The 22,127-nt window shown below is 66.1% G+C and carries 23 protein-coding genes; 13 read left to right on the top strand and 10 right to left on the bottom strand.

Features of this window, described 5'->3' with window-relative positions; genetic code table 11:
* Positions 1–45 precede the first annotated feature (45 nt).
* Positions 46–1,539, top strand: a complete 1,494-nt coding sequence (gene glpK / locus JQT59_RS18305) for a glycerol kinase GlpK (RefSeq protein WP_213577243.1) — start codon at positions 46–48, stop codon at positions 1,537–1,539.
* On the opposite strand, the gene JQT59_RS18300 is transcribed toward glpK, so the two are convergent.
* The 3 genes from JQT59_RS18300 to JQT59_RS18290 all read right to left on the bottom strand — a co-directional run bounded on the left by JQT59_RS18300 (position 1,524) and on the right by JQT59_RS18290 (position 5,333).
* The gene (locus tag JQT59_RS18300; protein WP_213577242.1) at positions 1,524–2,708 is read right to left on the bottom strand and encodes an aminotransferase-like domain-containing protein; all 1,185 of its coding nucleotides are present in this window, start codon (positions 2,706–2,708) and stop codon (positions 1,524–1,526) included. The genes glpK and JQT59_RS18300 overlap by 16 nt on opposite strands.
* 167 nt (positions 2,709–2,875) lie before the next feature.
* Complete coding sequence (locus JQT59_RS18295) at positions 2,876–4,279, bottom strand: NAD(P)H-quinone dehydrogenase (RefSeq protein ID WP_213577241.1); 1,404 nt, start codon at positions 4,277–4,279, stop codon at positions 2,876–2,878.
* Positions 4,280–4,436: 157 nt separating this feature from the next.
* Complete coding sequence (locus JQT59_RS18290) at positions 4,437–5,333, bottom strand: SDR family oxidoreductase (protein ID WP_213577240.1); 897 nt, start codon at positions 5,331–5,333, stop codon at positions 4,437–4,439.
* A 180-nt stretch (positions 5,334–5,513) separates the two neighbouring features.
* Here JQT59_RS18290 and JQT59_RS18285 point away from each other — a divergent pair, with 180 nt between their 5' ends.
* Positions 5,514–5,975 (top strand): gamma-glutamylcyclotransferase family protein, encoded by a 462-nt coding sequence (locus JQT59_RS18285; RefSeq protein ID WP_213577239.1) that lies wholly within the window; start codon positions 5,514–5,516, stop codon positions 5,973–5,975.
* A gap of 15 nt (positions 5,976–5,990) precedes the next feature.
* Here the strand turns inward: JQT59_RS18285 and JQT59_RS18280 are convergent, their stop codons facing one another.
* Genes JQT59_RS18280 through JQT59_RS18270 form a run of 3 tightly spaced genes read right to left on the bottom strand, consistent with a single transcriptional unit; the run spans position 5,991 to position 9,010 of the window.
* The gene (locus JQT59_RS18280) at positions 5,991–7,142 is read right to left on the bottom strand and encodes a M20 family metallopeptidase (RefSeq protein WP_159925785.1); all 1,152 of its coding nucleotides are present in this window, start codon (positions 7,140–7,142) and stop codon (positions 5,991–5,993) included.
* Positions 7,139–8,299: a M20 family metallopeptidase gene (locus JQT59_RS18275; protein WP_208961227.1), complete on the bottom strand. Its 1,161-nt coding sequence runs from the start codon at positions 8,297–8,299 to the stop codon at positions 7,139–7,141. The genes JQT59_RS18280 and JQT59_RS18275 overlap by 4 nt, the downstream gene beginning before the upstream one ends.
* A 12-nt stretch (positions 8,300–8,311) precedes the next feature.
* Positions 8,312–9,010 (bottom strand): enoyl-CoA hydratase/isomerase family protein, encoded by a 699-nt coding sequence (locus JQT59_RS18270; protein WP_213577238.1) that lies wholly within the window; start codon positions 9,008–9,010, stop codon positions 8,312–8,314.
* Positions 9,011–9,030: 20 nt separating this feature from the next.
* On the opposite strand from JQT59_RS18270, the gene JQT59_RS18265 reads away from it, so the two are divergent.
* Together JQT59_RS18265 and JQT59_RS18260 are read left to right on the top strand one after the other, a co-directional pair.
* Positions 9,031–9,813, top strand: coding sequence for a purine-nucleoside phosphorylase (locus JQT59_RS18265; RefSeq protein ID WP_213577237.1), 783 nt, complete (start codon positions 9,031–9,033; stop codon positions 9,811–9,813).
* A complete protein-coding gene (locus JQT59_RS18260; protein ID WP_213577236.1) occupies positions 9,810–11,399 on the top strand; it encodes a phospho-sugar mutase in 1,590 nt (529 codons plus the stop codon). The genes JQT59_RS18265 and JQT59_RS18260 overlap by 4 nt, the downstream gene beginning before the upstream one ends.
* A gap of 1 nt (position 11,400) precedes the next feature.
* Here the strand turns inward: JQT59_RS18260 and upp are convergent, their stop codons facing one another.
* Entirely contained in the window at positions 11,401–12,024 is a 624-nt protein-coding gene (upp, locus tag JQT59_RS18255; protein ID WP_213577235.1) for a uracil phosphoribosyltransferase, read from the bottom strand.
* A gap of 190 nt (positions 12,025–12,214) precedes the next feature.
* Between upp and JQT59_RS18250 the strand changes: the two genes are divergently transcribed.
* Genes JQT59_RS18250 through JQT59_RS18230 form a run of 5 tightly spaced genes read left to right on the top strand, consistent with a single transcriptional unit; the run spans position 12,215 to position 15,673 of the window.
* On the top strand, positions 12,215–12,538 hold the full coding sequence (locus JQT59_RS18250; RefSeq protein ID WP_213577234.1) for a type VII secretion target: 324 nt from the start codon (positions 12,215–12,217) through the stop codon (positions 12,536–12,538).
* A gap of 2 nt (positions 12,539–12,540) precedes the next feature.
* The gene (locus tag JQT59_RS18245; protein ID WP_213577233.1) at positions 12,541–13,728 is read left to right on the top strand and encodes a C40 family peptidase; all 1,188 of its coding nucleotides are present in this window, start codon (positions 12,541–12,543) and stop codon (positions 13,726–13,728) included.
* A gap of 8 nt (positions 13,729–13,736) precedes the next feature.
* Complete coding sequence (locus JQT59_RS18240) at positions 13,737–14,081, top strand: hypothetical protein (RefSeq protein ID WP_213577232.1); 345 nt, start codon at positions 13,737–13,739, stop codon at positions 14,079–14,081.
* Positions 14,078–14,383 (top strand): YbaB/EbfC family nucleoid-associated protein, encoded by a 306-nt coding sequence (locus tag JQT59_RS18235; protein WP_213577231.1) that lies wholly within the window; start codon positions 14,078–14,080, stop codon positions 14,381–14,383. The genes JQT59_RS18240 and JQT59_RS18235 overlap by 4 nt, the downstream gene beginning before the upstream one ends.
* Before the next feature lie 48 nt (positions 14,384–14,431).
* Positions 14,432–15,673, top strand: a complete 1,242-nt coding sequence (locus JQT59_RS18230; protein WP_213577230.1) for a SatS C-terminal domain-containing protein — start codon at positions 14,432–14,434, stop codon at positions 15,671–15,673.
* Positions 15,674–15,685: 12 nt separating this feature from the next.
* Here the strand turns inward: JQT59_RS18230 and JQT59_RS18225 are convergent, their stop codons facing one another.
* Genes JQT59_RS18225 through JQT59_RS18215 form a run of 3 tightly spaced genes read right to left on the bottom strand, consistent with a single transcriptional unit; the run spans position 15,686 to position 18,473 of the window.
* Positions 15,686–16,771: an adenosine deaminase gene (locus JQT59_RS18225; RefSeq protein ID WP_213577229.1), complete on the bottom strand. Its 1,086-nt coding sequence runs from the start codon at positions 16,769–16,771 to the stop codon at positions 15,686–15,688.
* Positions 16,772–16,780: 9 nt separating this feature from the next.
* Positions 16,781–18,076 carry a thymidine phosphorylase gene (locus JQT59_RS18220; protein WP_213577228.1) on the bottom strand — a complete coding sequence of 432 codons (1,296 nt, stop codon included), beginning with the start codon at positions 18,074–18,076 and terminating at the stop codon, positions 16,781–16,783.
* Entirely contained in the window at positions 18,069–18,473 is a 405-nt protein-coding gene (locus JQT59_RS18215; RefSeq protein WP_159925763.1) for a cytidine deaminase, read from the bottom strand. Before JQT59_RS18215 ends, JQT59_RS18220 begins: the two co-directional genes overlap by 8 nt.
* 253 nt (positions 18,474–18,726) lie before the next feature.
* Between JQT59_RS18215 and sdhC the strand changes: the two genes are divergently transcribed.
* Genes sdhC through JQT59_RS18195 form a run of 4 tightly spaced genes read left to right on the top strand, consistent with a single transcriptional unit; the run spans position 18,727 to position 22,122 of the window.
* Positions 18,727–19,131, top strand: a complete 405-nt coding sequence (sdhC, locus tag JQT59_RS18210; RefSeq protein ID WP_109335215.1) for a succinate dehydrogenase, cytochrome b556 subunit — start codon at positions 18,727–18,729, stop codon at positions 19,129–19,131.
* A gap of 1 nt (position 19,132) precedes the next feature.
* Complete coding sequence (locus JQT59_RS18205; RefSeq protein ID WP_005239887.1) at positions 19,133–19,576, top strand: succinate dehydrogenase hydrophobic membrane anchor subunit; 444 nt, start codon at positions 19,133–19,135, stop codon at positions 19,574–19,576.
* 15 nt (positions 19,577–19,591) lie between these two features.
* Positions 19,592–21,343 carry a succinate dehydrogenase flavoprotein subunit gene (sdhA, locus tag JQT59_RS18200; protein ID WP_159925761.1) on the top strand — a complete coding sequence of 584 codons (1,752 nt, stop codon included), beginning with the start codon at positions 19,592–19,594 and terminating at the stop codon, positions 21,341–21,343.
* Positions 21,343–22,122, top strand: coding sequence for a succinate dehydrogenase iron-sulfur subunit (locus tag JQT59_RS18195; protein WP_109331418.1), 780 nt, complete (start codon positions 21,343–21,345; stop codon positions 22,120–22,122). Before sdhA ends, JQT59_RS18195 begins: the two co-directional genes overlap by 1 nt.
* Positions 22,123–22,127: the final 5 nt, after the last annotated feature.

Below are 22,127 nucleotides of genomic sequence, written 5' to 3'. Positions count from 1 at the left end.
GCTCCTGTGAGATGACGACGGATTCATGCCCAGGCTAGTAGCTTCATGCGTGTGATTCAGTACATCGCTGCGATAGACCAGGGCACCACCTCGAGCCGCTGCATGATCTTCGATCACGACGGAGCGGTGGTCAGCGTCGCTCAGAAGGAGCATCAGCAGATCCTTCCCCGTGCCGGTTGGGTGGAGCACGACCCGAAAGAGCTGTGGATCAATACGCGCGAAGTGGTGGCATCCGCCCTTGCGAAGGCGGATCTCACCAAACGCGACATCGCGGCCATCGGTATCACCAATCAGCGCGAGACTGCGGTGGTGTGGGACCGGAACACCGGAGAACCGGTGTACAACGCCATCGTCTGGCAGGACACCCGGACCGACGAGCTGTGCACCCGGCTCGGCGGCGACGAGGGACCCGGGCGTTATCAGAAGCGTACGGGCCTGCCGCTGTCGACATATTTCGCAGGACCCAAGGTGCGATGGATCCTCGACAACGTCGACGGCGCCCGTGCGCGAGCAGATGCCGGCGAACTGTGTTTCGGCACCATCGACAGCTGGATTCTGTGGCATATCACGGAAGGCACGCACGTGACGGATGTCACCAACGCCTCCCGTACGTTGCTGATGAATTTGGAGACACTCGACTGGGATCCGGACATCTGCGCCGACTTCGAGATTCCCCTGTCGATGCTTCCCGAAATACGCAGTTCCTCCGAGATCTACGGCGTGGGCCGTCCCCACGGCACCCTTCCCGGAGTACCGGTCGCAGGGATCCTCGGCGATCAGCAGGCCGCGACATTCGGGCAGGCCTGCCTGTCCGAGGGAGAAGCGAAGAACACGTACGGGACGGGGAACTTCTTGCTCCTCAATACGGGGACCACCCCCGTGCACAGTAAGCACGGCCTCTTGACCACGCTGTGCTACAAGATCGGTGACGCTCCTGCCGTGTACGCGCTCGAGGGGTCGGTGGCGGTCACCGGTTCACTGATCCAATGGCTGCGGGACAACCTGGGGATCATCTCGTCGGCCGAAGACATCGAGCCGCTGGCGAATTCGGTCGACGACAACGGAGGTGCCTATGTCGTCCCGGCGTTCTCCGGGTTGTTCGCACCTCGGTGGCGACCGGACGCGCGCGGTGTGATCGCAGGCCTCACCCGTTTCGTGAACAAGGGTCACCTCGCCAGGGCGGCTCTCGAAGCCACCGCCTATCAGACCCGGGAAGTGATCGAGGCCATGCGTGCCGACTCCGGGGTCGAGCTCGCCTCACTCAAGGTGGACGGCGGCATGGTCGTCAACGAAACACTGATGCAGTTTCAGGCCGACATCCTCGGAGTTCCGGTCATCCGCCCCGTCGTCAGCGAGACCACCGCGCTGGGCGCCGCCTACGCCGCGGGACTGGCCGTCGGCTTCTGGTCCGGTGAACAAGATATTCGCGACAACTGGGCCATGGAGAAGCGGTGGGAACCCGGGATGGACGAAGCGGAGTCCACCAGGCTGTTCGCCGAGTGGAACAAGGCCGTCGAGCGCACCTACGACTGGGCGTGAGCGAGGTAGGCGCTGCCGAGTCTCTCGCAAGCGTCTGCCAGAACATCCTCCGGGCAGGTGGCGAAGCACAGTCGTAGTGCGGCGCCGAGATCTGCCCCGACACCGAACGCCGACCCGGGTACGAACGCCACACCGTGCTCGACCGCGGCCGGCAGCAGATCCGCGGTGTCGATGGTGTCGTCGGTGAACTCGACCCAGCAGAACATCCCGCCCTGCACGTCGGACAGCGTCGCAGCATTACCGAAAGTGGTCGTCATCGCGGCGGTCAAGGCTCGGGCCCGGGCACCGTAGCGGGTACGGAGCGTGTCGAGGTGAAGTGCCAGCCACGCCTCGTCCGACAGCATCCCCGCCGTGATCTGGTGAGTGAGCGAGGAGCCGCACAGGTCCGCGCCCTGTTTGAGAAGTTCCACCGCCTCGCACACAGCGCGATCACCGTGCAACCAGCCGACCCGCAACGCCGGAGCCAGAATCTTCGAGGCACTGGACAAGCGGATCACCCGGTCCGAGAATGTAGCGACCGGAGGGGGCGGCGTAGCGTCGAAAAACAACTCGCCGTACGGGTCGTCCTCGATGACCCAGAAACCGTACCGGTCGGCCAGCGCCGCCAAGTGCTCCCGCCGATCGGCGGCGAGAACGACGCCACGCGGATTGTGGAAGTTACTCACCGTGTGAACGACAGTGGGGCGCACGCCCGCTTCGAGAAGGTCCTGCAGTGCGGTCGTGTCCATGCCGTCGCGATCGAGCGGCACCGCACGGATGTCCGCCTGAGCCGCCCGAAATACCTGCAGCGCACCGGTATACGCGGGCTCTTCGACAACCACGATATCGGCCGGGTCGAGTAGAACCTGGGCGAGGAGGCTCAACGCCTGCTGCGATCCGTGGGTGACGACCACCTGGCCCGGGTCCAACGGCCGTCCGATCCGGGCGCCCTCACGGGCAGCGAGCACGTCACGCAAGCGGCGCAGGCCCGTGGTTTCGCCGTACTGGACCGAGGCGGGATCGGCGAGCGCACACTCCGCTTCCTTCCGAATTCGTTCTCGCGGAATGAATTCGGGATCGGGGAGACCGCCGGCCAGGCTGACGACGTCCGGGCGGGCGGTCAGGGTGAGGAGGTCACGGATGGCGGAACTGCGCACGCCGTCCATCCGGCGGGAGAATGTGTGCGGCATATCGACTCCCAGGGGCACGTCGAGACAGAGGTCAGGAGAAGAACACCCTGTCCGTCCTGGGTCTGCGGGGCGGTAGGGCGCCGAGGCACGGCCGATGATTGTGGACCGTGCCTCGACTATCCCACCACTGCTGTCAGTATGTGAAATGCATTTCCCAAATAGCGGGATCAGTCAAGATCGTCGTGGCGCATCAGCTGGCGGGCGGCCTCGGTGATCGAGCCGGTCAGCGACGGGTACACCGAGAACGTCGCTGCCAAGTCGTTGACGGTCAGGTTGTTCTGGACGGCGATCGCGATGGGCAGGATCAGCTCCGACCCATTGGGCGCCACCACGACGCCACCGATCACCACACCGGTCGCAGGTCGGCAGAAGATCTTCACGAAGCCGCGCCGCAGGCCGGACATTTTTGCCCGCGGATTGGTGTTGAGCGGGAGCATGACGGTGCGGGCCGGCACTTCGCCGTTGTCGATCGCGGCCTGACTGACGCCTACCGTGGCGATTTCGGGCCGGGTGAACACCGCCGAGGCCACCGTCTTCAGCTTGATGGGACTCACGCCCTCGCCCAGAGCGTGGTACATCGCGATGCGACCCTGCATGGCGGCAACCGAGGCCAACGGGAGCAGCCCCGTGCAGTCACCCGCGGCGTAGATGCCCGAGACCGGCGTCCGCGACACTCGGTCGACTCGCAGATATCCACCCTTGTCCAATTCGATGCCGACCTTCTCGAGTCCGAGGTTCTCGGTGTTGGGAACCGAGCCGACCGTCATCAAGGCGTGACTGCCTTCCACGGTTCGTCCGTCGGCGAGCACGACGACCACACCGTCTTCGGTGCGCTTGACCGCGTCGGCCCGCGCGTGCTTGACGAGGGTGACACCACGTTCGGCCAGGACGTCCTCGAGTACGAGTGCGGCGTCGGCGTCCTCACCGGGGAGCACCCGGTCCCGGCTCGACACCAGCGTTACCTTGACACCCATTTCGGTGTAGGCGGACACGAACTCCGCGCCGGTCACACCGGAACCGACGACGACGAGGTGGGTGGGCAATTCGTCGAGGTCGTAGAGGTCACGCCAGGTGAGGATGCGCTCACCGTCCGGCTCGGCCCCGGCGATCACCCGAGGACTGGCACCGGTGGCGATGAGGACGACGTCGGCATCGAGCGTCTTCTGCTCGCCGTTCGCGAGGGTGGCGCGGACCTGATGTGATGCCATGCCGAGGCGCGCGTCCGTGAGCTCCGCAGTACCCGAGAGCAGCTCGACACCAACCGTCTGGAGCCTGGTTCGGATGTCGGCGGACTGAGCCTGAGCGAGACTCTTCACCCGGGCGTGGATCTGAGGCAGGGCAATGGTGGCTTGCGCCGGATCTAGAGCGATACCCAAATCGGTGGCGCGTCGCATGTCCGTGCGTACACCCGTCGAGGCGATGAATGTCTTGGAGGGCACACAGTCGTACAGAACGCACGCCCCGCCCACCCCGTCCGAATCGATCAAGGAGACGGCGGCGCCGTGCTGAGCGGCCACCAACGCTGCCTCGTATCCGGCAGGCCCGCCACCAATGATCACGATTCGGGTCATCTGTCCTCCAAATAGACGTGCCGACCAGGGTCTCCGGTCTGCAACTCGAGCATCACAGCGCGTCGTGTCGTGCACTGCCAGGGAACAGATTACTAGCCACAGATCGGGACCGTCGCCGCGTAGACCTCGGGCGGCGGCTCGGCGCGGGATCGAGCGGTCAGGTCAATGGAGTGCCGCCGGTGACGCCGATGATCTCACCGGTGATGTAGCTCGATTCCTGGGAAGCCAGGAAGACGTACGCGGGCGCCAGTTCCGCCGGTTGCCCGGGGCGACCCAACGGCACGTCGCCTCCGAACGCCTCGAACTTCTCGGTCGGCATGGTCGCCGGAATCAACGGCGTCCAAATCGGCCCCGGGGCAACGGCGTTGACCCGAATGCCCTTCTTCGCGACATCGGCGGCGAGCCCCTTGGTGAAATCGATGATGCCGGCCTTGGTGGTGGCGTAGTCCAACAACTCCGGGGAGGGGTTCGCGCCCTGGATCGAGGACGTGTTGATGATGGTCGATCCCGGCTCCATCACCGCGACCGCAGCCTTGCACAACCAGAACATCGCGTAGAGGTTGGTCTTCAGAACACGGTCGAACTGTTCCGTACTGATCTCGGCGATTCCGCCCATCTGCACCATTTGATAGGCAGCGTTGTTCACCAGAATGTCCAGCCCACCGAGTTCGGACACGGCGGTGTCGACGAGCGCTCGGCAGTGATCCTCCGACCTGATGTCACCGGGCACCGGCACCGCCTTGCGGCCGGCGTCCTCGATGAGCCGAACCGTGTCCCGGGCGTCCGGCTCTTCCGCTTCCAGGTAGCTGATCAGCACGTCGGCACCCTCGCGCGCGAACGCAATTGCGACCGCTCGCCCGATACCCGAATCACCTCCGGTGATGAGAGCCTTCCGCCCTTCCAGCCGCCCGCTCCCCCGGTAGGTCTTCTCACCGTGGTCGGGTGCCGACACCATGTCCGAGGTGAGCCCCGGATGTTCGATCTCGCCCTGCCCTTCGCGGTCCGGCATCGGGTACGCGGTGGTGGGATCCTGTTTCGTGTACTGGTCTGCCATTGCTCTCACCCTTTCGCTACGCCGACCGGTCCCCTCCGATGTACCCAGTTTCACGGATCGAAATCGAGTGAACGACAGGTGAGCTGCGCCTCGCGCGTCTCCCGCGCGGTCGTGCAACTCCTCGCGGTTCATGCCTACGCCTTTGCATCCCTGAGCAACCCGGTATGTAGTCTGACCTGCGTGAGTTACTACGCCGCCTATGGGTCCAACATGCATCCGGAGCAGATGCTGCAGCGCTGCCCTCACTCGCCGATGGCGGGAACGGGCTGGTTGCGCGGTTGGCGGCTCACGTTCAGCGGCGGTGACATCGGCTGGGAAGGCGCGCTCGCCACGGTGGTCGAAGACCCCGATTCCAAGGTCTTCGTGGTGCTGTACGACGTACCGGAGGAGGACGAGGTGAGCCTCGACCGCTGGGAGGGCTCCGAACTCGGAATTCACCGCAAGATCCGGGTACGGGTCGACACCGACGGAGAACCGGTGCTGGCCTGGCTGTATGTGCTCGACGCCTACGAGGGTGGGCTGCCGTCTGCGCGGTACCTCGGTGTCATGGCCGACGCCGCCGAAATCGCCGGGGCACCCGCCGACTACGTGCGCGACCTACGTACCCGCAACAGCCGCAATGTCGGCCCGGGCACCGAATAGGGCGTCCCGGAGCTGTCAGCCCAGCACGAGGCTGGACAACACCCGCACGCCGACACCGAGCGCCCGCTCGTCCAGATCGAATGTGGGTTGATGGATGTCGAGCTGTTCACCGACGCCAGACCACACGCCCAGCCTGGCCATGGCACCCGGAACTTCCTCGAGATACCAGGAAAAGTCCTCGCCACCACCGGACTGCGGGGTGTCGGCGAGGGCGTCCGCACCCACGGTGCGGATAGCATTCTCGAACATTCGGGTCGACACCTCGTCGTTGACGACGGGCGGCACGCCCCTGCGGTAGTTGAGTTGGTATCGCACTCCCGTGGGCGCCAGCAGTCCGTGCACGATGTCGCGAACGAGCGGCTCGAGCATTTCCCACGTCTCGTGGTCACCGGTCCGCACCGTGCCGGTCATCATGCCGGTCTGCGGAATGGCGTTGGGGGCTCGGCCCGCGCTGACCGCTCCCCACACCATGACGGTGCCTGTACGTGGATCGATTCGCCGGCTCAGCATGCCCGGCAGGCCGGTGACCACGGTGCCGAGCGCGAAGACCAGATCGGTGGTGAGGTGCGGCCGCGACGTGTGACCGCCGGGTGAGTCGAGCACAACCTCGATCGTGTCGGCGGCAGAGGTGATGGCGCCGAGCCGAATTCCGACGCGCCCGGCCGCGAGACGGGGATCGCAGTGCAGCGCGAAGATGCGGGAGACGCCTTCGAGTCGCCCTGCCGCGACCACCTCCAGTGCGCCGCCGGGCATCACCTCTTCGGCGGGCTGGAATATCAGGCGGACACCGACCGGTAGTTCCGGGATCTCGCTGAGGGCCAAGCCTGTCCCGAGCAGGATCGTGGTGTGGGCGTCGTGGCCGCACGCGTGGGACACACCCGGCACTGTCGACGAGTACGTCGCTCCGGTGAGTTCCTGCAGCGGAAGCGCGTCCATGTCGGCGCGCAACGCGATCCGGGGTCCGGTGTCCGGGCCGAGATCACAAGTGAGTCCGGTACCTCCCGGCAGCAGTTCCGGTGAAAGACCCGCGGCAGCAAGCCGGGTCGCCACGAACTCCGTCGTGGCGTACTCGTGCCGCGCCAACTCCGGGTTGGCATGGATGTGCCGACGCCAATGCGAGAGGTCATCGGTGTGAGCACTGATCCATTTGTCGACGGCCGCATTCACCGGCGATCAACTCCTTCCAACAGCCGCACCCGCTGTGTGTCGTCCGTTGCAGCGCGAACTGCCGTCCGAGCCAACGCAATTGCCCCGTCTACCACGGCGCGATCCGCCGACTCGGTGATACATGCCGCCGCGAAGCCGGGCTGATGCGTGACAGCACCGCCCGAGTCCAGTCCGATGATCGGATGGATTCCCGGTAGAACGTTCGTGACGTTCCCCATGTCGGTACTGCCCAGCGGACGTGTGCCTTCCCACTCGAGTGGCACCGGTGTCCGTCCCATGTCGAGAATCTCTTCCCGGTAGGTCGCGACGAGCCACGGGTCGGGGGTGAGCTCCGTGTACGTCGGGGACACCGTGCGGATCTCATGGGTACATCCGGTTGCGAGTGCACCTGCAGCGAAACACGCCTCCGCTCGCGCGGTCAGTTCGGACAGCGCCCACGCCGTCTCGGCGCGCAGGTAATAGAGCATCTCGGCCCGCGCCGGCACGATGTTGGGCGCGGTGCCACCATCCGACACGATGCCGTGAATCTGCTGGCCCGGCGAAAGATGCTGGCGCAGCAGACCGATACCGACCTGCGCCACGGTCGCGGCGTCGGCCGCATTGCGGCCGAACTCGGGCGCGGCCGACGCGTGCGCCTCCCGCCCGGTGAAGGTGATCGCGATGTCCGCGAGCGCCAGTGACGTGGCGCCCGTGATGTCGACCGGCCCAGGGTGCACCATCAGGGCGGCTGCCACACCGTCGAAGATGCCCTGCTCGAGCATGGTGATCTTTCCGCCACCACTTTCCTCGGCAGGTGTCCCGATCACTCGCACCGTGATGCCCAGGCGCTCGGCGACCGTCGCGAGGGCAACTCCGGCACCGACCGCCGATGCCGCGATGATGTTGTGCCCGCACGCGTGGCCGATCTCGGGAAGCGCGTCGTATTCGGCGCAGATGCCGAGCACCAGATCACCGCTGCCGAAGGTCGCGTCGAACGCGGTGGGCAGGCCCGCCACTCCCTGCCGCACCTCGAAACCGCTCCGTTTCAGCAGTTCGGTGACCTTTGCAACACTCCGAAACTCCTCGAACGCCAGTTCCGGTTCCGCGTGGATCGAATGGGACAGCGCAACCAGATCGGTCTCGATGGACCTGACCGCCGCCTCGACATCCGCATTCACGTGCTCATTCTCTCACCCGAAGCTGAAGTTGCTCTTGTCCGTCACCGTGGCGAGAGCGGTGAGGGCTTCCTGATGGATTCCGCGCTTGATGCCGGACAGGTTGTCACCGCGTGTCGCGGTGAGCGCGGATGCCCGGGTTACGGCCGCCGTGAGCACGGAGTTCCCGTCCGCAACCTCCTCCACGATGCCCGTGGCGAGCGCATCTGCGCCGCCATAGCGACGGCCCGTCGTCATGGCGTCCACGGCGGTCTGTTTCGGCAAGCGGGTGGTGAGCAGCGCCGACATACCCACGGTGAACGGCATGTTCAGCGTCACTTCCGGCAGGCAGTAGAACCCGCGGTCGGCGCGCATCACCCGGAAATCGTGGGATGTCGCGAGCATGGCGCCCGCGCCGAACGCGTGCCCCTGGACGGCCGCGACCGTGGCCATCGGAAAAGTCAGCAGCCGGGTGTAGAGAGTGTGGACGCGGTCGAGGTACTCCGGGAGCTTGTCGGTGTTGGAGAAAATCCAGGTGGTGTCCAGTCCATTGGTGAAGAACTTGCCCGTTGCGGTCGTGACCAGCGCGGCGGGGCCTTCGTGCGACTCGATCTCGTCGAGCGTGGCGTGGGTGGCATCGATCCAGTCCGGAGAGAAGCGGTTCTCGTTGTCCACCTCCCCCTCGTTCCCGAGGTACAGGATGAATACGTCACCGTCGCGATCGATATAGGGCATGAGTGGAAGACTATCGCCTCATGGGAACGCCAGACGCCGCGGCTGCCGCGCTCGCCGAGTACACCGACTGTGCCGAACACCCGATTGCCGTCGTCCTCGGATCGGGGTGGAACGCCGCCGCCGACCGGTTCGGGGAACCGTTCGCCACCGTGCCGATGGCCGAACTACCAGGCTTCACGCCGCCGTCGGCGCTCGGGCACGCAGGGACGATCCGATCCGTCGACGTGGGCGGGCGGCGGGTACTTCTTCTCCTCGGACGTACGCACGCCTACGAAGGTCATCCGCTGGACTCCGTCGTGCATCCCGTGCGGACTGCCGTCGCCGCGGGCGCGCGCACCGTCATCCTCACCAACGCCGCCGGCGGAATCCGCAGCGAGTACGCGGTCGGGCAGCCCGTCCTCGTCAGCGACCACCTCAATCTCACCGGACGTTCGCCCCTCGTCGGCGCGGAGTTCGTCGATCTCGTCGACGCCTACGACCCCGAATTGCGGGCGCTCGCCCGCGACATCGACCCGAGCCTTGCCGAAGGGGTTTACGCCGGACTGCCCGGACCGCATTACGAGACCCCGGCCGAAATTCGGATGCTGCGCACGCTCGGCGCCGATTTGGTCGGTATGTCCACCGTGCACGAGACGATCGCGGCGCGTGCCCTCGGTGCCCGGGTCCTCGGAATTTCACTGGTCACCAATCTTGCTGCCGGGATTACCGGTGAACACCTCGATCACGAAGACGTGCTCGCCGCGGGCCGCGCGTCCGCGGACCGCATGGGAGGGCTTCTGCGCAAACTGGTGGAGCGCCTGTGAGCGACGTCGTCACCCGGTGGATCGCCGAGGACCCCGACCCACAGTCGCGCGCCGAACTCGCCTCGCTGTCCGCCGACGAACTCGCTCACCGGTTCTCCGCGCCACTGAGCTTCGGCACCGCCGGCCTGCGCGGGCCGGTCCGGGCGGGGCCCAACGGCATGAACGTCGCGGTAGTGGTCCGCACCACTGCCGGCCTCAGCGCCTGGTTGAAGGACCGGTGCCTGGGCGGTTCCACCGTGGTGGTCGGCCGTGATGCGCGGCACGGGTCCGAGAAGTTCGCCCTGGCCGCGGCGGAGGTTCTGGCCGGTGCCGGTTTCTCCGTGGTCCTGCTGCCGCGTCCGCTCCCCACGCCGATCGTCGCGTTCGCGGTACGCCGGCTCCGCGCGGCGGCCGGAGTGCAGATCACCGCGTCGCACAACCCGGCAACCGACAACGGCTACAAGGTGTACCTCGACGGCGGCGCACAGTTGATCTCGCCGTCGGACCGGGAGGTCGAGGCCGCCATTGCCGCGGTGGGGCCAGCACACCTCGTCCCGCGCAGCCCGGTAATCCCAGCGTCCGACGAACTCGTGCAGTCGTATCTTGCGCGGGTCGCCTCCCTTCCGAGGGGAACGTCGCGCACGGTGCGCATCGCACTCACCGCGATGCACGGCGTCGGCGGCGAGACGGCGGTGGCGGCCCTAGGGGCTGCCGGGTTCACCGATATCCACACCGTCGCTTCCCAATTCCACCCTGACCCCGACTTCCCGACTGTCGAGTTCCCGAATCCGGAGGAACCCGGAGCGTCGGACGAGCTTCTCGCACTCGCCGACCGGGTCGACGCCCACCTCGCACTCGCCCTCGATCCCGATGCGGATCGTCTCGCCGTGGGTGTGCCGGGACCGGACGGCTGGCGCATGTTGCGTGGCGACGAGACCGGGGTCCTGCTCGCCGACCACGTCCTCGCGTGCGCACCGCCCGACCCGCTCGTCGCCACGACTATCGTGTCCTCGGACCTGCTCGAGAAGCTGGCGTCGGCGCGCGGTGCGCGAAGTGCGCGGACGCTCACTGGTTTCAAATGGCTCGTCCGCGCAGGACACGGGCTCGTGTACGCCTACGAGGAAGCGATCGGACATTGCGTCGACCCGGACGTGGTGCGCGACAAGGACGGAATCTCCGCCGCCGTCGTCGCCGCCGACCTCGCCGCTACCCTGCGCAGCGAGGGCTCGACCCTGCTGGACCGCCTGGACGATTACGCGCTCGAATTCGGTCTGCACGCCGGCGACCAGGTGTCCCGTCGCGTCGCGGACATCAGCGAGATCGGGGCCATGATGCAGCGCCTGCGGGCGAACCTGCCGACCGAGTTGGCCGGCGAGCCGGTGCGGGCAACCGACCTGGCGGAGCTGCGCGGCTCATCCCGCACCGACGCCCTCGTCCTCACCGGTTCCTCCGTCCGGGTGGTGGTCCGGCCCTCCGGAACGGAACCGAAGCTCAAGTGCTACCTGGAGGTCGTGGTCGGAGCACCGGACCGGGAGGGGCTCGGCGCTGCCCGCGCCACGGCACGCGAGCGGCTGGCCGTTCTGCGCGACTTCGCCCACGCTCTCTGAGTCAGCGGGGGCCGAACTGACGGTCACCGGCGTCCCCCAGTCCCGGCACGATGAAGGCGTCCTCGTTCAACCCCTCGTCGACGGCAGCGGTGACGAGCCTGACCGGATGTCCCGACTCCTGCAGCGCCGCAACACCTTCGGGTGCCGCCACGACACAGACTGCGGTGACGTCGGTGGCCCCACGGGCAACGAGTAGATCGATGGTGTAAATCATCGACCCACCCGTCGCCAACATGGGGTCGAGAACGAAGACCGGCATCCCCGAGAGATCCTCCGGCAGCGACTCCAGGTACGGAACCGGCCGGTGCGTCTCCTCGTCGCGGGCCATCCCCACGAACCCGACACGGGCCTGCGGGATCAAGGAGCTGGCCTGCTCGACCATGCCCAGTCCGGCACGCAGCACGGGAACCAGGAGAGGTGGCTGCGCGAGCCGCACCCCGTCCGCGACCGCGACCGGAGTTACCACGTCGAACGTTGCGACGGGAGCCTCACGCATCGCCTCGTACACCAACATGTGCGTGAGCCTTCTCAACGCGCCGCGGAAGGTGGCATTGTCGCTGCGCGCGTCGCGCATGGTTGTCAGGAGGACCGCTGCGAGCGGATGGTCGACCACGTGCGTGTTCATGCTCGAAGAATAAGGGGACCGGGCGGGGATTCCCTCCGGATCGACTTCGCCGGGCCACACGGGTCCGCCGACATGTGTATTCGGATTACCCGTGCAGCACGTCTCGGGTGTCAATGGGGGGTGGAACCGTATCGATGTCGACGGCGTCCAATAAGGTGACCGGTATCAAATCCGACTGGGGGGATTGACGATGAACGACTTGAGGGCGGATACCGCGAGTATCGCCACGTTCGCGGCCACGGCCGCGACCATGGGGGCAGAGATGCAGGCGGCCGGGCTCGCTGCTGCGGCGGCGGGCCCGCTGCTGCTCGGACCGGTGTTCGGCGTGATCGGCGGAGACTTCGTCGCCGCCTTCGCCACGGCGCACGCCGCGCACCTGGCGTCGATCGAGAAGCTCGCGGGTGTTCTCGGCGCGATCAGCACGACCGCGCTGGCCAACGCCGCCAACTACGACAGCACCGACATGGCCACGACGGCTGCGCTCGCCGCCGATGCTGTCGGACTGGGGGCCTGATCATGATCCCCATCGATATACTCGCCCGCCCAATGCTCGATCTCCTCGGTGCCTTCGGCAGCGGTGTCCTCCCCGCGGGCGGTCCGGCTGACGCTCTCCGTGCATCCTCGGTCGCCATCGACGCCGTGCACGACACCGGGCGAACCGGGATCAGCGCCGTCTACGGCGACTGGGAAGGACGAGGCGGTACGGGCGCGATCGTGAAGACCGAAGAGGCGCAACGATCCACGGTCGCCGTCGCCGATCGCGGCAACGACATGGCTGCCGTCGTGGCCGAGGCGTCCGAGATCGTGCGGGCCGGAATGGCGCAATTGCAGGAGATCCTGCAGTCGTTCCTCTCCCTCGCGATCGCGGCCGGACCGGCGCTCGCCACCCCTCCGGGACAAGCCATGATCATCGCTGCCGCGATCGACCATCTCGGGAGAGCGACCACCGTCGTCGCCGCGGTGCGGACCCAACTGAGTGAGCAGACCGCGCGAATGGTGGAGCTCACCCCTGCCGAGGACACACCGACCGCGCCCGCCGCCACTGCTCCCGCGAGCACGTCCGCCGCGAGCACCGTGCCCGCGTCCGCAACGCCGGTGTCCCCCGCGGGCGCCGACCCGATGAGTCGCGCGGCGTCCGGATTCGCGAGTTCGTCGAGCGCGCCGTCGATGTCCGGATTGATGAGTCCGGTCTCGAACATCGCCTCTTCGGGTGGCCGGGGCGCGAGTGGGAGCCGATCGGATTCCCTCATGGGCAATTCCGGAGTTACCGGCCGCGGCGCCGCCACTTCCGACGCCACGCACAGCGGTGAGGGCGTCGAGGTTGTTCTCCCGGACGGCAGCACTGCCCTGGCACCAAACAAGGAAGCCGCCGACGCCGTCCGCAATGCGCTGTCACAACAAGGTGTCCCGTATGTCTGGGGTGGCACCGCTCCCGGCGAGGGCCTCGACTGCAGCGGTCTGACGCAATGGGCGTATGGCGAAGCCGGAGTAGGGATTCCACGTCTTGCACAGGAGCAGAACGTGGGTACCGCGGTCGACCCAGGCGATTTGATGCCGGGCGATCTGGCCGTGTGGGACGGACACGTGGCAATGGTGATCGGCAACGGCCAACTCGTGGAGGCCGGTGACCCCGTGCAGGTGGGCCCCATCCGAACCAGTAACAGCGGCATGGGCTTCTACGGCTTCTACCGACCTACCGAATGACAGGATTCATGTTTCCTCCCACCCCATCCCCGGCCGGAGTCACGGCAGCAGTGAGCAATCGATCGGGCACCGTGTCGGTGCGCACCACCGAGCACGGTCTCCCCCTCGAACTTCGCATCGATCCGCGAGAACTGCGCTACGGCGGCCAGCGCCTCGCCGACGAGATTCTGACGCTGTGCCGTCGTTCCGCCATGGAAGCCGGCGCACGGCGCCGCGACGAACTGGCCCGTGACGGAATGCCTGCCGACGTGCTCCACAAGCTCGGTCTGCCCACCCGCGCCGACGTAGCAGCGGCCCAGGCCGCCGAGGACGAGGAAGAACCCGCCCCGACGAGCTGGATGCGACCACTGTGAGCGAACACGAAATGGACACCATCGTCGGCCGTGCCACCGAACAGGTCGCTCTCCTCGAGGAAGCACTCGAGGGACTGCGGTCGATCAAGGCCCGCGCCTCGAGTGAGTCCGATCACGTCACCGCCGAGGTGGACGGCAACGGAACCCTGACCGGCCTGTGGATGAACGATTCCATTGCCGGCCTCGACCCTGTGGCCCTGGCCACGCTGATTACCGGCACCACCCAGGAGGCCGCGCGCCTGGCCGCCGAACAGCGCAGCCAGGTCATGACGACGTTGCACGACGAGTTCGGGAAGGTCTAGCCATGGGCCGGGTATATCTTTGGCCGCCGGGTCGATAGGCTTCCCGCCATGGCTGGAGACATCGTCCCGATCGAACTAGGTCTCACCGACGGCGACCTCGTCACACTGTGGGCCCCACGGTGGCGTGAGGGCGACGACGAGTGGGAAGCATTCCTGGGTCACGAAGAAGACCTGTACGGGTTCGAATCAGTGGCGGAGTTGGCTGCGTTCATCCGCACGAATACCGACAACGATCTCGTCGAGCATCCTGCGTGGAGCGTCGTATCCGGGCTGTCCGCTGCCGAACTCGAACCGGACGAGAACTTCTGCTTCGATCTGATCGGGGTGCCGGAACTCGCTGCGAGCGACCCCGACGCCATCGTCGTCAGCGAACTCGAAGACACGCTCAACATGGTGCGCAACATCGGCGAAGTCTGCGAGCTCGACGCCGTCGTCAAATTCTTCAGCGCCAATCCGATCCTCGGCGCGCTCCCCGCAGGTGTGAGTGCATTCGAGGGTCGCGAAGGCGAAGAGCTCTGGAGCCAGATCGGAACGGCCATAGCGAAAGGCTGGGACGACGTCCTCGACGCCATCGACGGCATCGTGTCCACCCCCGACGTCGACGCCGATGCGGTGGCCGTTGCGGAAGCAGAGTTACTGGCCGCCGACGAGAACACCGTGGACGTGGACGACGCCGCGGAGGCCGAAGAAGAGGAGGAGTTCGTTCCCCTCGATCTGGAAGAAGAAGACGACGACGAGGACGACTCGTTCTGGGGCTCGGTGGGCGTCGATCCCATCAAGATCATCACCTCGGGCGGCACCTACTTCACCCTTCGGTGCTATCTCGACGATGACGCTCTCTTCCTGGGACGCGAAGGCATGATCTTCGTGTTCACCTCGGAGCGTGCCCTCGCGCGTTACCTCGCCGACAACCACGACCACGCACTTGCCCAGGTCAGCACCTACGAAGAGATTCAGGTGGCGGCCGTGGACGGCTCACTCGAGGTGGAGGTCACGGACGAGAACGTGTACGTCCTTCCCGGTTTGGCCGACGACCTGGCCGCCGGACCGAAAGCCGTGGACGCGGACCAACTCGACCTCGCCGTCGAATTGTTCACCGATGCAGCGGACTTCGCCGACGACGACTCGGTGGAAACCGCGCTCGCCACGTCCGACCCGCTCGGCTGGTACGTGTCGTTCATTCTCGACCCCGACCCGACCCGTCTGGCGCCCAGCGCGCCGTACGACGCCGAGGCCGACGCATGGCGAACCCTCGAGCGCGAATTCGAGGCTCGCCTGCGCGCGATGTAGGCACGCAAACGCTCAGCCCACGAGGACGGCGAATCCCGGCTTGATCACTTCGTCGATCAGCTGGAGTCGCTGATCGAACGGGATGAACGCCGACTTCATGGCATTGATCGTGTAGCGCTCGAGGTCCGTCCAGCCGTAACCGAACGTTTCGACCAGTCGAAGCATCTCGCGGCTCATCGTGGTATCGCTCATCAACCGGTTGTCGGTGTTGACCGTCACCCGGAACCGCAACTGTGCGAGCAGGCCGAACGGATGATTCTCGAGGGCATCGACCGCTCCGGTCTGAATGTTCGAACTCGGACACAGCTCCAACGGAATCCGCTTGTCGCGCACATAGTTCGCGAGCGATCCCAGAACGGGGACACCGTCGTCGCCGATCGTGATGTCATCGGTGATCCGAACCCCGTGCCCCAGCCTGTCCGTGCCGCAGAAGGCGATGGCCTCGTGGATCGACGGCAGGCCGAATGCCTCGCCGGCGTGGATGGTGAAGTGCGCATTGTTGTTGCGCATGTATTCGAACGCGTCGAGGTGACGGCTCGGCGGGTTACCGGCCTCGGCTCCGGCGATATCGAAACCGACCACACCGCGGTCGCGGAACCGCACTGCGAGTTCTGCGATTTCCCGGCTTCGCGCCGCGTGCCGCATCGCGGTGAGCAGAACCCCCACGCGCACTCGCTGACCGCGCGTCTCCGCGGCCGACTCCCCCGCCCGGAAGCCGAGCAGTACCTGCTCCACCACCTGATCGAGCGTCAGCCCCTCCTCGAGGTGCTGCTCGGGAGCGAAGCGGACCTCGGCGTATACCACGCCGTCGTCCGCCAGATCCTCCGCGCATTCCCGGGCCACCCGCTCCAGCCCTGTCGGTGTCTGCATCACCGCGACCGTATGAGCGAACGTCTCCAGGTAACGCTCGAGCGAGCCGCTGTCCGCAGCCTCGCGGAACCAGGTGGCGAGTGCCGGCGCGGTATCGGCGGGCAATCCGTCGTACCCGCAGTCGCGGGCCAGTTCGAGAACTGTCTCGGGCCGGAGACCTCCGTCGAGATGGTCGTGTAGCAACACCTTCGGCGCTCGGCGCAGGGCCGACAGATCCAGTGCGGTCATGCGTCGACGTTAGCCTGAGGGCTCCTCGATTCGCTCGATGACGAGCGGAGCCGTCACACTCGGCGCGTCGGCGACGATGGTCCATGCATTGGTGAGTGACACCTTCGCCGCCCTGAACCGCTCCGGCGTGTCCGTGTGCAGCGTGGCGAGCGGAGTGCCGACCGAGACGGTCTGCCCCGGCTTCGCGTGCATCTCGATGCCTGCCGCCGCCTGCACCGCCTCACCTTGGCGCGCTCGACCCGCGCCCAGCCGCCACGCAGCGAGACCGACCGCCATGGCGTCGAGACCACACACCACACCCTCGGTCTCCGAGAGAATCACCTCGGTGTGGCGGGCTTTCGGGAGCGGGGCGTCGGGGTCGCCGCCCTGCGCCCCGATCATGGCCCGCCAGCGGTCCATGGCGGACCCGTCCCGAAGCTTGTCCGCGGGGTCGACTCCGTCGATTCCCGCTGCTTTCAGCATCTCTCGGGCCAGCTCGAGGGTGAGCTCGACCACATCGGCGGGGCCGCCGCCCGCCAGCACCTCCACGGCCTCCCGTACCTCGAGGGCGTTGCCGGCGGTGAGCCCGAGGGGTGCGTCCATCGCCGTGAGCAACGCCAGTGTCCGCACCCCGGCGTCGTTCCCCAGATCCACCATCGTCTGCGCGAGCTCGCGCGCATCGTCGAGCTTCTTCATGAACGCGCCCGACCCCACTTTCACATCGAGCACCAGCGCTTCGGTGCCTTCCGCGATCTTCTTGCTCATGATCGAGCTGGCGATCAGAGGAATCGATTCGACGGTCCCGGTCACGTCGCGCAGCGCATACAGCCGCCGGTCGGCGGGGGCGAGGTCGGCACCGGCCGCGCACACCACGGCGCCGATAGCCGGGTCGGACAGGATTTCGGCCATCTCGGAGGTGTCGAGGTCGGCGCGCCAGCCGGGGATCGCCTCCAGCTTGTCGAGTGTCCCCCCGGTGTGGCCGAGGCCGCGGCCGGACAGCTGCGGTACGGCGGCCCCGCACGCGGCGACGAGGGGCGACAACGGCAGGGTGATCTTGTCGCCCACTCCCCCTGTCGAGTGCTTGTCCACCGTGGGGCGTCCCAGGTGCGTGAAGTCGAGCCGGCGACCCGAAGAGATCATCGCGGTGGTCCATCGGCTCACCTCCTCGCGGGTCATGCCACGGAAGTAGATCGCCATCGCCAGCGCCGACATCTGCTCGTCGGCGACGACTCCGTGGGTGAATGCCTCCACGACCCAGTCGATCTCTGCACCGGTCAGCTCTCGGCCGTCTCGTTTGGCGGCGATGATCGAGGCAGCATCATGCACGGCGGATCCTTTCGGTCTCGTCCGGACCGAAGGCGTCCGGCAGCAACTGGTCCAACGGCCGGATTCCGGCTCGGTGATCGACGAGCAATCGAGGGCCTCCGTGCTCGAGGAGTAGCTGACGACAACGTCCGCACGGCATCAGTATCTCCCCGGCCGCGTCACAGCAGGTGAAGGCCAGCAGCCTGCCTCCCCCGCCCGCAAATAAGTTACCGACCAGTACACACTCGGCGCAGAGCCCTAACCCGTATGAGACATTTTCCACATTGCATCCGACGACAATTCGCCCATCGTCCACCAGTGCAGCCGCACCCACGGCAAATCCCGAGTAGGGCGCATAGGCCCTACTCATCACCCGTTGCGCGTTGGCGCGCAACAGATTCCAATCGATCTCGCTCATGGTTGACCATCCAATCATGCCCACTGAATGGATGCAGAGAATCCCCCTGAAGCCGTCATTTCGATTTGGGGAGGCAAACCTAACTTCGTTTCCGCAGGCTGTACGAATCCGGAGTCGAGTTAGTTCCCGAGATTCTGTTGGGTTTACAGTTCAGAGAAGTCGGTTCAGGATCTCGTCGGGTCCAGCTGAGGTACCCCCGAAAAGCTACGCAGGCTCGACGCGTCCACCAATGACGTTGGAGGCACAGCACTCGATGAGTAGCACGACTGAAGCCGCTCCGGCCAAGGAGCGCACACGGTCGCTTTACCGGGGCGACCCCGGAATGTGGTCCTGGGTTTTGCACCGGATCACAGGCGTAATGACGTTCTTCTTCCTTTTCGTCCACGTGCTGGATACCGCGCTGGTGCGCGTGAATCCCGACACGTACGACAGTGTCATCGAGACCTACAAGAACCCGATCGTCGGGCTCATGGAACTCGCGCTCGTCGCCGCGGTGCTGTACCACGCACTGAACGGTGTCCGGGTGATGCTGGTGGACTTCTGGTCCAAGGGACCGCAATACCAGCGCCTCATGCTCTGGGTCATTCTCGCGATCTGGTTCCTGGTGATGATCCCGGGCGCCGGCCGCATCTTCTACAACATGTTTGCGGGGCACTGACATGACGACAGAAGCCAAGAGTCTCGGCAAGACCTACGACCGTCCCGCCAGCCTGGACAACCCGCGCTCACCACGCCGGACGTCGAAGAACAACTTCGAGCTGTACGCCTGGCTGTTCATGCGGTTCTCCGGTCTCGCGCTGATCTTCCTCGTCCTCGGCCACCTGTTCATCATGCTGATGCTCGACGACGGTGTGCACCGCATCAACTTCGCGTTCGTCGCAGGCCGCTGGTCCAGCCCGTTCTGGCAGTTCTGGGACCTCACCATGCTCTGGCTTGCCCAGCTGCACGGCGGCAACGGACTCCGGACCGTCATTGCGGACTACTCCCGCAAGGACTCCACGCGCTTCTGGCTGACCACGATCCTCGTTCTCTCGATGATCCTGATCATGGGCCTGGGCACGTACGTCATCTTCACCTTCGACCCCAATATCTCGGCGAGCTAGGGGAGCACAGACTTCATGCAGGAACACCGTTATGACGTGGTCATCGTCGGTGCCGGCGGCGCCGGCATGCGCGCAGCGATCGAGGCCGGGCCGCGCGCCCGCACCGCGGTTCTGACCAAGCTCTACCCCACCCGCAGCCACACGGGCGCTGCCCAGGGCGGCATGTGCGCGGCACTGGCGAACGTCGAGGAAGACAACTGGGAGTGGCACACCTTCGACACCGTCAAGGGCGGCGACTACCTCGCCGACCAGGACGCCGTCGAGATCATGGCGAAGGAAGCCATCGACGCGGTGCTCGACCTCGAGAAGATGGGTCTGCCGTTCAACCGCACTCCCGAGGGCAAGATCGACCAGCGTCGTTTCGGTGGCCACACCCGCGATCACGGTAAGGCGCCTGTGCGCCGTGCGTGTTACGCCGCCGACCGCACCGGCCACATGATCCTGCAGACGCTCTACCAGAACTGCGTCAAGCACGACGTCGAGTTCTTCAACGAGTTCTACGCGCTCGACATCGCCATCACCGAGACGGAGAACGGCCCGGTTGCCACCGGCGTCATCGCCTACGAGCTGGCCACCGGCGAGATCCATGTGTTCCACGCGAAGTCGATCGTGTTCGCCACGGGCGGCTCGGGACGCATGTACAAGACGACATCCAACGCCCACACCCTCACCGGTGACGGCATGGGCATCATCTTCCGCAAGGGCCTGCCGCTGGAGGACATGGAGTTCCACCAGTTCCATCCCACAGGCCTGGCCGGGCTCGGCATCCTCATCTCCGAGGCGGTGCGTGGTGAAGGTGGCATCCTCCGTAACGCGGACGGTGAGCGCTTCATGGAGCGGTACGCCCCCACCATCAAGGACCTCGCTCCGCGTGACATCGTCGCCCGCTCGATGGTGCTCGAGGTACTCGAGGGCCGCGGCGCCGGACCGAACAAGGATTACGTCTACATCGACGTGACCCACATTCCCGAGGAAGTCCTCGACGAGAAGCTCCCGGACATCATGGAGTTCTCCCGCACCTACCTCGGTGTCGACCCGGTCAAGGAACCGGTGCCGGTGTACCCGACGTGCCACTACGTCATGGGCGGTATCCCCACCAAGATCAACGGTGAGGTCCTGCGAAACAACGAGGACATCGTCGCCGGCCTGTACGCCGCCGGTGAATGCGCCTGCGTCTCCGTGCACGGCGCCAACCGCCTCGGCACCAACTCGCTGCTCGACATCAACGTCTTCGGACGCCGCGCCGGCATCGCCGCCGCGGAGCACGCGAACACCACCGAGTTCGTGCCCCTCCCCGATGCCCCGCAGAAGATGGTCGAGGACTGGATGGAACTCATCCTCTCCGATCACGGCCACGAGCGTGTCGCGGACATCCGCAGCGAACTGCAGCAGTCCATGGACAACAACGCGTCGGTGTTCCGGACCGAAGAGCGCCTCACTCAGGCCCTCAAGGACGTACGCGCCCTCAAGGAGCGCTACAACCACATCACGGTGCAGGACAAGGGCAAGCGCTACAACAGCGACCTGCTCGAGGCCGTCGAGCTCGGCTTCCTGCTCGAAATGGCAGAGGTCACCGTCGTCGGTGCGCTCAACCGCAAGGAGTCCCGCGGCGGCCACGCTCGCGAAGACTTCCCCGACCGCAACGACGCCGAGTACATGAAGCACACGATGGCATACAAGGAGGGCGACGGCCTGCTCTCCGACATCCGTCTCGACTACAAGCCGGTAGTCCAGACCCGTTACGAGCCGATGGAGCGTAAGTACTGATGAGCGCACCTGCAGTCGACAAGAGCGAAGACAAGTCGGATCTCCCTGCCATCCCCGAGGGCGCCGTCATGGTCACCCTCAAGATCGCGCGGATGAACCCGGAGTCGGGCGAGGGTCAGCACTGGGACAGCTTCCAGGTGCCGGCGCTGCCCACCGACCGCATGCTGAACCTGCTCCTCTACGTGAAGGGCTACCTCGACGGCACCCTCACGTTCCGGCGCAGCTGCGCCCACGGCGTGTGCGGCTCGGACGCGATGCGGATAAACGGCGTCAACCGTCTGGCCTGCAAGCTCCTCATGAAGGACATGCTGCCCAAGGACGGCAAGCCGGTCACGATTACCGTCGAGCCCATCAGGGGTCTGCCGGTGGAGAAGGACCTCGTCGTCGACATGGAACCCTTCTTCGACGCATTCCGCGCCGTGAAGCCGTTCCTCATCACCACCGGCAACGAGCCCACCCGCGAGCGCATCCAGTCGCAGCACGATCGCGCGCGTTTCGACGACACCACCAAGTGCATCCTGTGCGCCTGCTGTACGACGTCGTGCCCCGTGTACTGGAGCGACGGCAGCTACTTCGGTCCCGCTGCCATCGTCAACGCGCACCGCTTCATCTTCGACAGCCGTGACGAGGGCGCCTCGGAGCGCCTCGACATCCTGAACGACAAGGACGGTGTCTGGCGCTGCCGGACCACCTTCAACTGCACCGACGCATGCCCGCGTGGCATCCAGGTCACGAAGGCGATCCAGGAAGTCAAACGCGCATTGCTGTTCGCGCGCTGAACGAA

Origin of the sequence: Rhodococcus sp. USK13 (assembly GCF_018343855.1) — a bacterium.
GTDB classification, from domain to species: Bacteria; Actinomycetota; Actinomycetes; order Mycobacteriales; family Mycobacteriaceae; genus Rhodococcus_F; species Rhodococcus_F oxybenzonivorans.
The sequence above is the reverse complement of the archived record's forward strand: the minus strand, read 5'-3'. Positions and strand labels throughout refer to the sequence as shown.

Coding starts and splice junctions, on each gene's coding strand:
- JQT59_RS18295 (WP_213577241.1), bottom strand. CDS start 4,279: ATGACCCGAATCGTGATCATTGGTGGCGGGCCTGCCGGATACGAGGCA.
- JQT59_RS18205 (WP_005239887.1), top strand. CDS start 19,133: ATGACGACAGAAGCCAAGAGTCTCGGCAAGACCTACGACCGTCCCGCC.
- JQT59_RS18290 (WP_213577240.1), bottom strand. CDS start 5,333: ATGGCAGACCAGTACACGAAACAGGATCCCACCACCGCGTACCCGATG.
- JQT59_RS18230 (WP_213577230.1), top strand. CDS start 14,432: ATGGCTGGAGACATCGTCCCGATCGAACTAGGTCTCACCGACGGCGAC.
- JQT59_RS18240 (WP_213577232.1), top strand. CDS start 13,737: ATGTTTCCTCCCACCCCATCCCCGGCCGGAGTCACGGCAGCAGTGAGC.
- JQT59_RS18250 (WP_213577234.1), top strand. CDS start 12,215: ATGAACGACTTGAGGGCGGATACCGCGAGTATCGCCACGTTCGCGGCC.
- JQT59_RS18195 (WP_109331418.1), top strand. CDS start 21,343: ATGAGCGCACCTGCAGTCGACAAGAGCGAAGACAAGTCGGATCTCCCT.
- JQT59_RS18225 (WP_213577229.1), bottom strand. CDS start 16,771: ATGACCGCACTGGATCTGTCGGCCCTGCGCCGAGCGCCGAAGGTGTTG.
- JQT59_RS18245 (WP_213577233.1), top strand. CDS start 12,541: ATGATCCCCATCGATATACTCGCCCGCCCAATGCTCGATCTCCTCGGT.
- sdhA (WP_159925761.1), top strand. CDS start 19,592: ATGCAGGAACACCGTTATGACGTGGTCATCGTCGGTGCCGGCGGCGCC.
- glpK (WP_213577243.1), top strand. CDS start 46: ATGCGTGTGATTCAGTACATCGCTGCGATAGACCAGGGCACCACCTCG.
- sdhC (WP_109335215.1), top strand. CDS start 18,727: ATGAGTAGCACGACTGAAGCCGCTCCGGCCAAGGAGCGCACACGGTCG.
- JQT59_RS18270 (WP_213577238.1), bottom strand. CDS start 9,010: ATGCCCTATATCGATCGCGACGGTGACGTATTCATCCTGTACCTCGGG.
- JQT59_RS18300 (WP_213577242.1), bottom strand. CDS start 2,708: ATGCCGCACACATTCTCCCGCCGGATGGACGGCGTGCGCAGTTCCGCC.
- upp (WP_213577235.1), bottom strand. CDS start 12,024: ATGAACACGCACGTGGTCGACCATCCGCTCGCAGCGGTCCTCCTGACA.
- JQT59_RS18265 (WP_213577237.1), top strand. CDS start 9,031: ATGGGAACGCCAGACGCCGCGGCTGCCGCGCTCGCCGAGTACACCGAC.
- JQT59_RS18215 (WP_159925763.1), bottom strand. CDS start 18,473: ATGAGCGAGATCGATTGGAATCTGTTGCGCGCCAACGCGCAACGGGTG.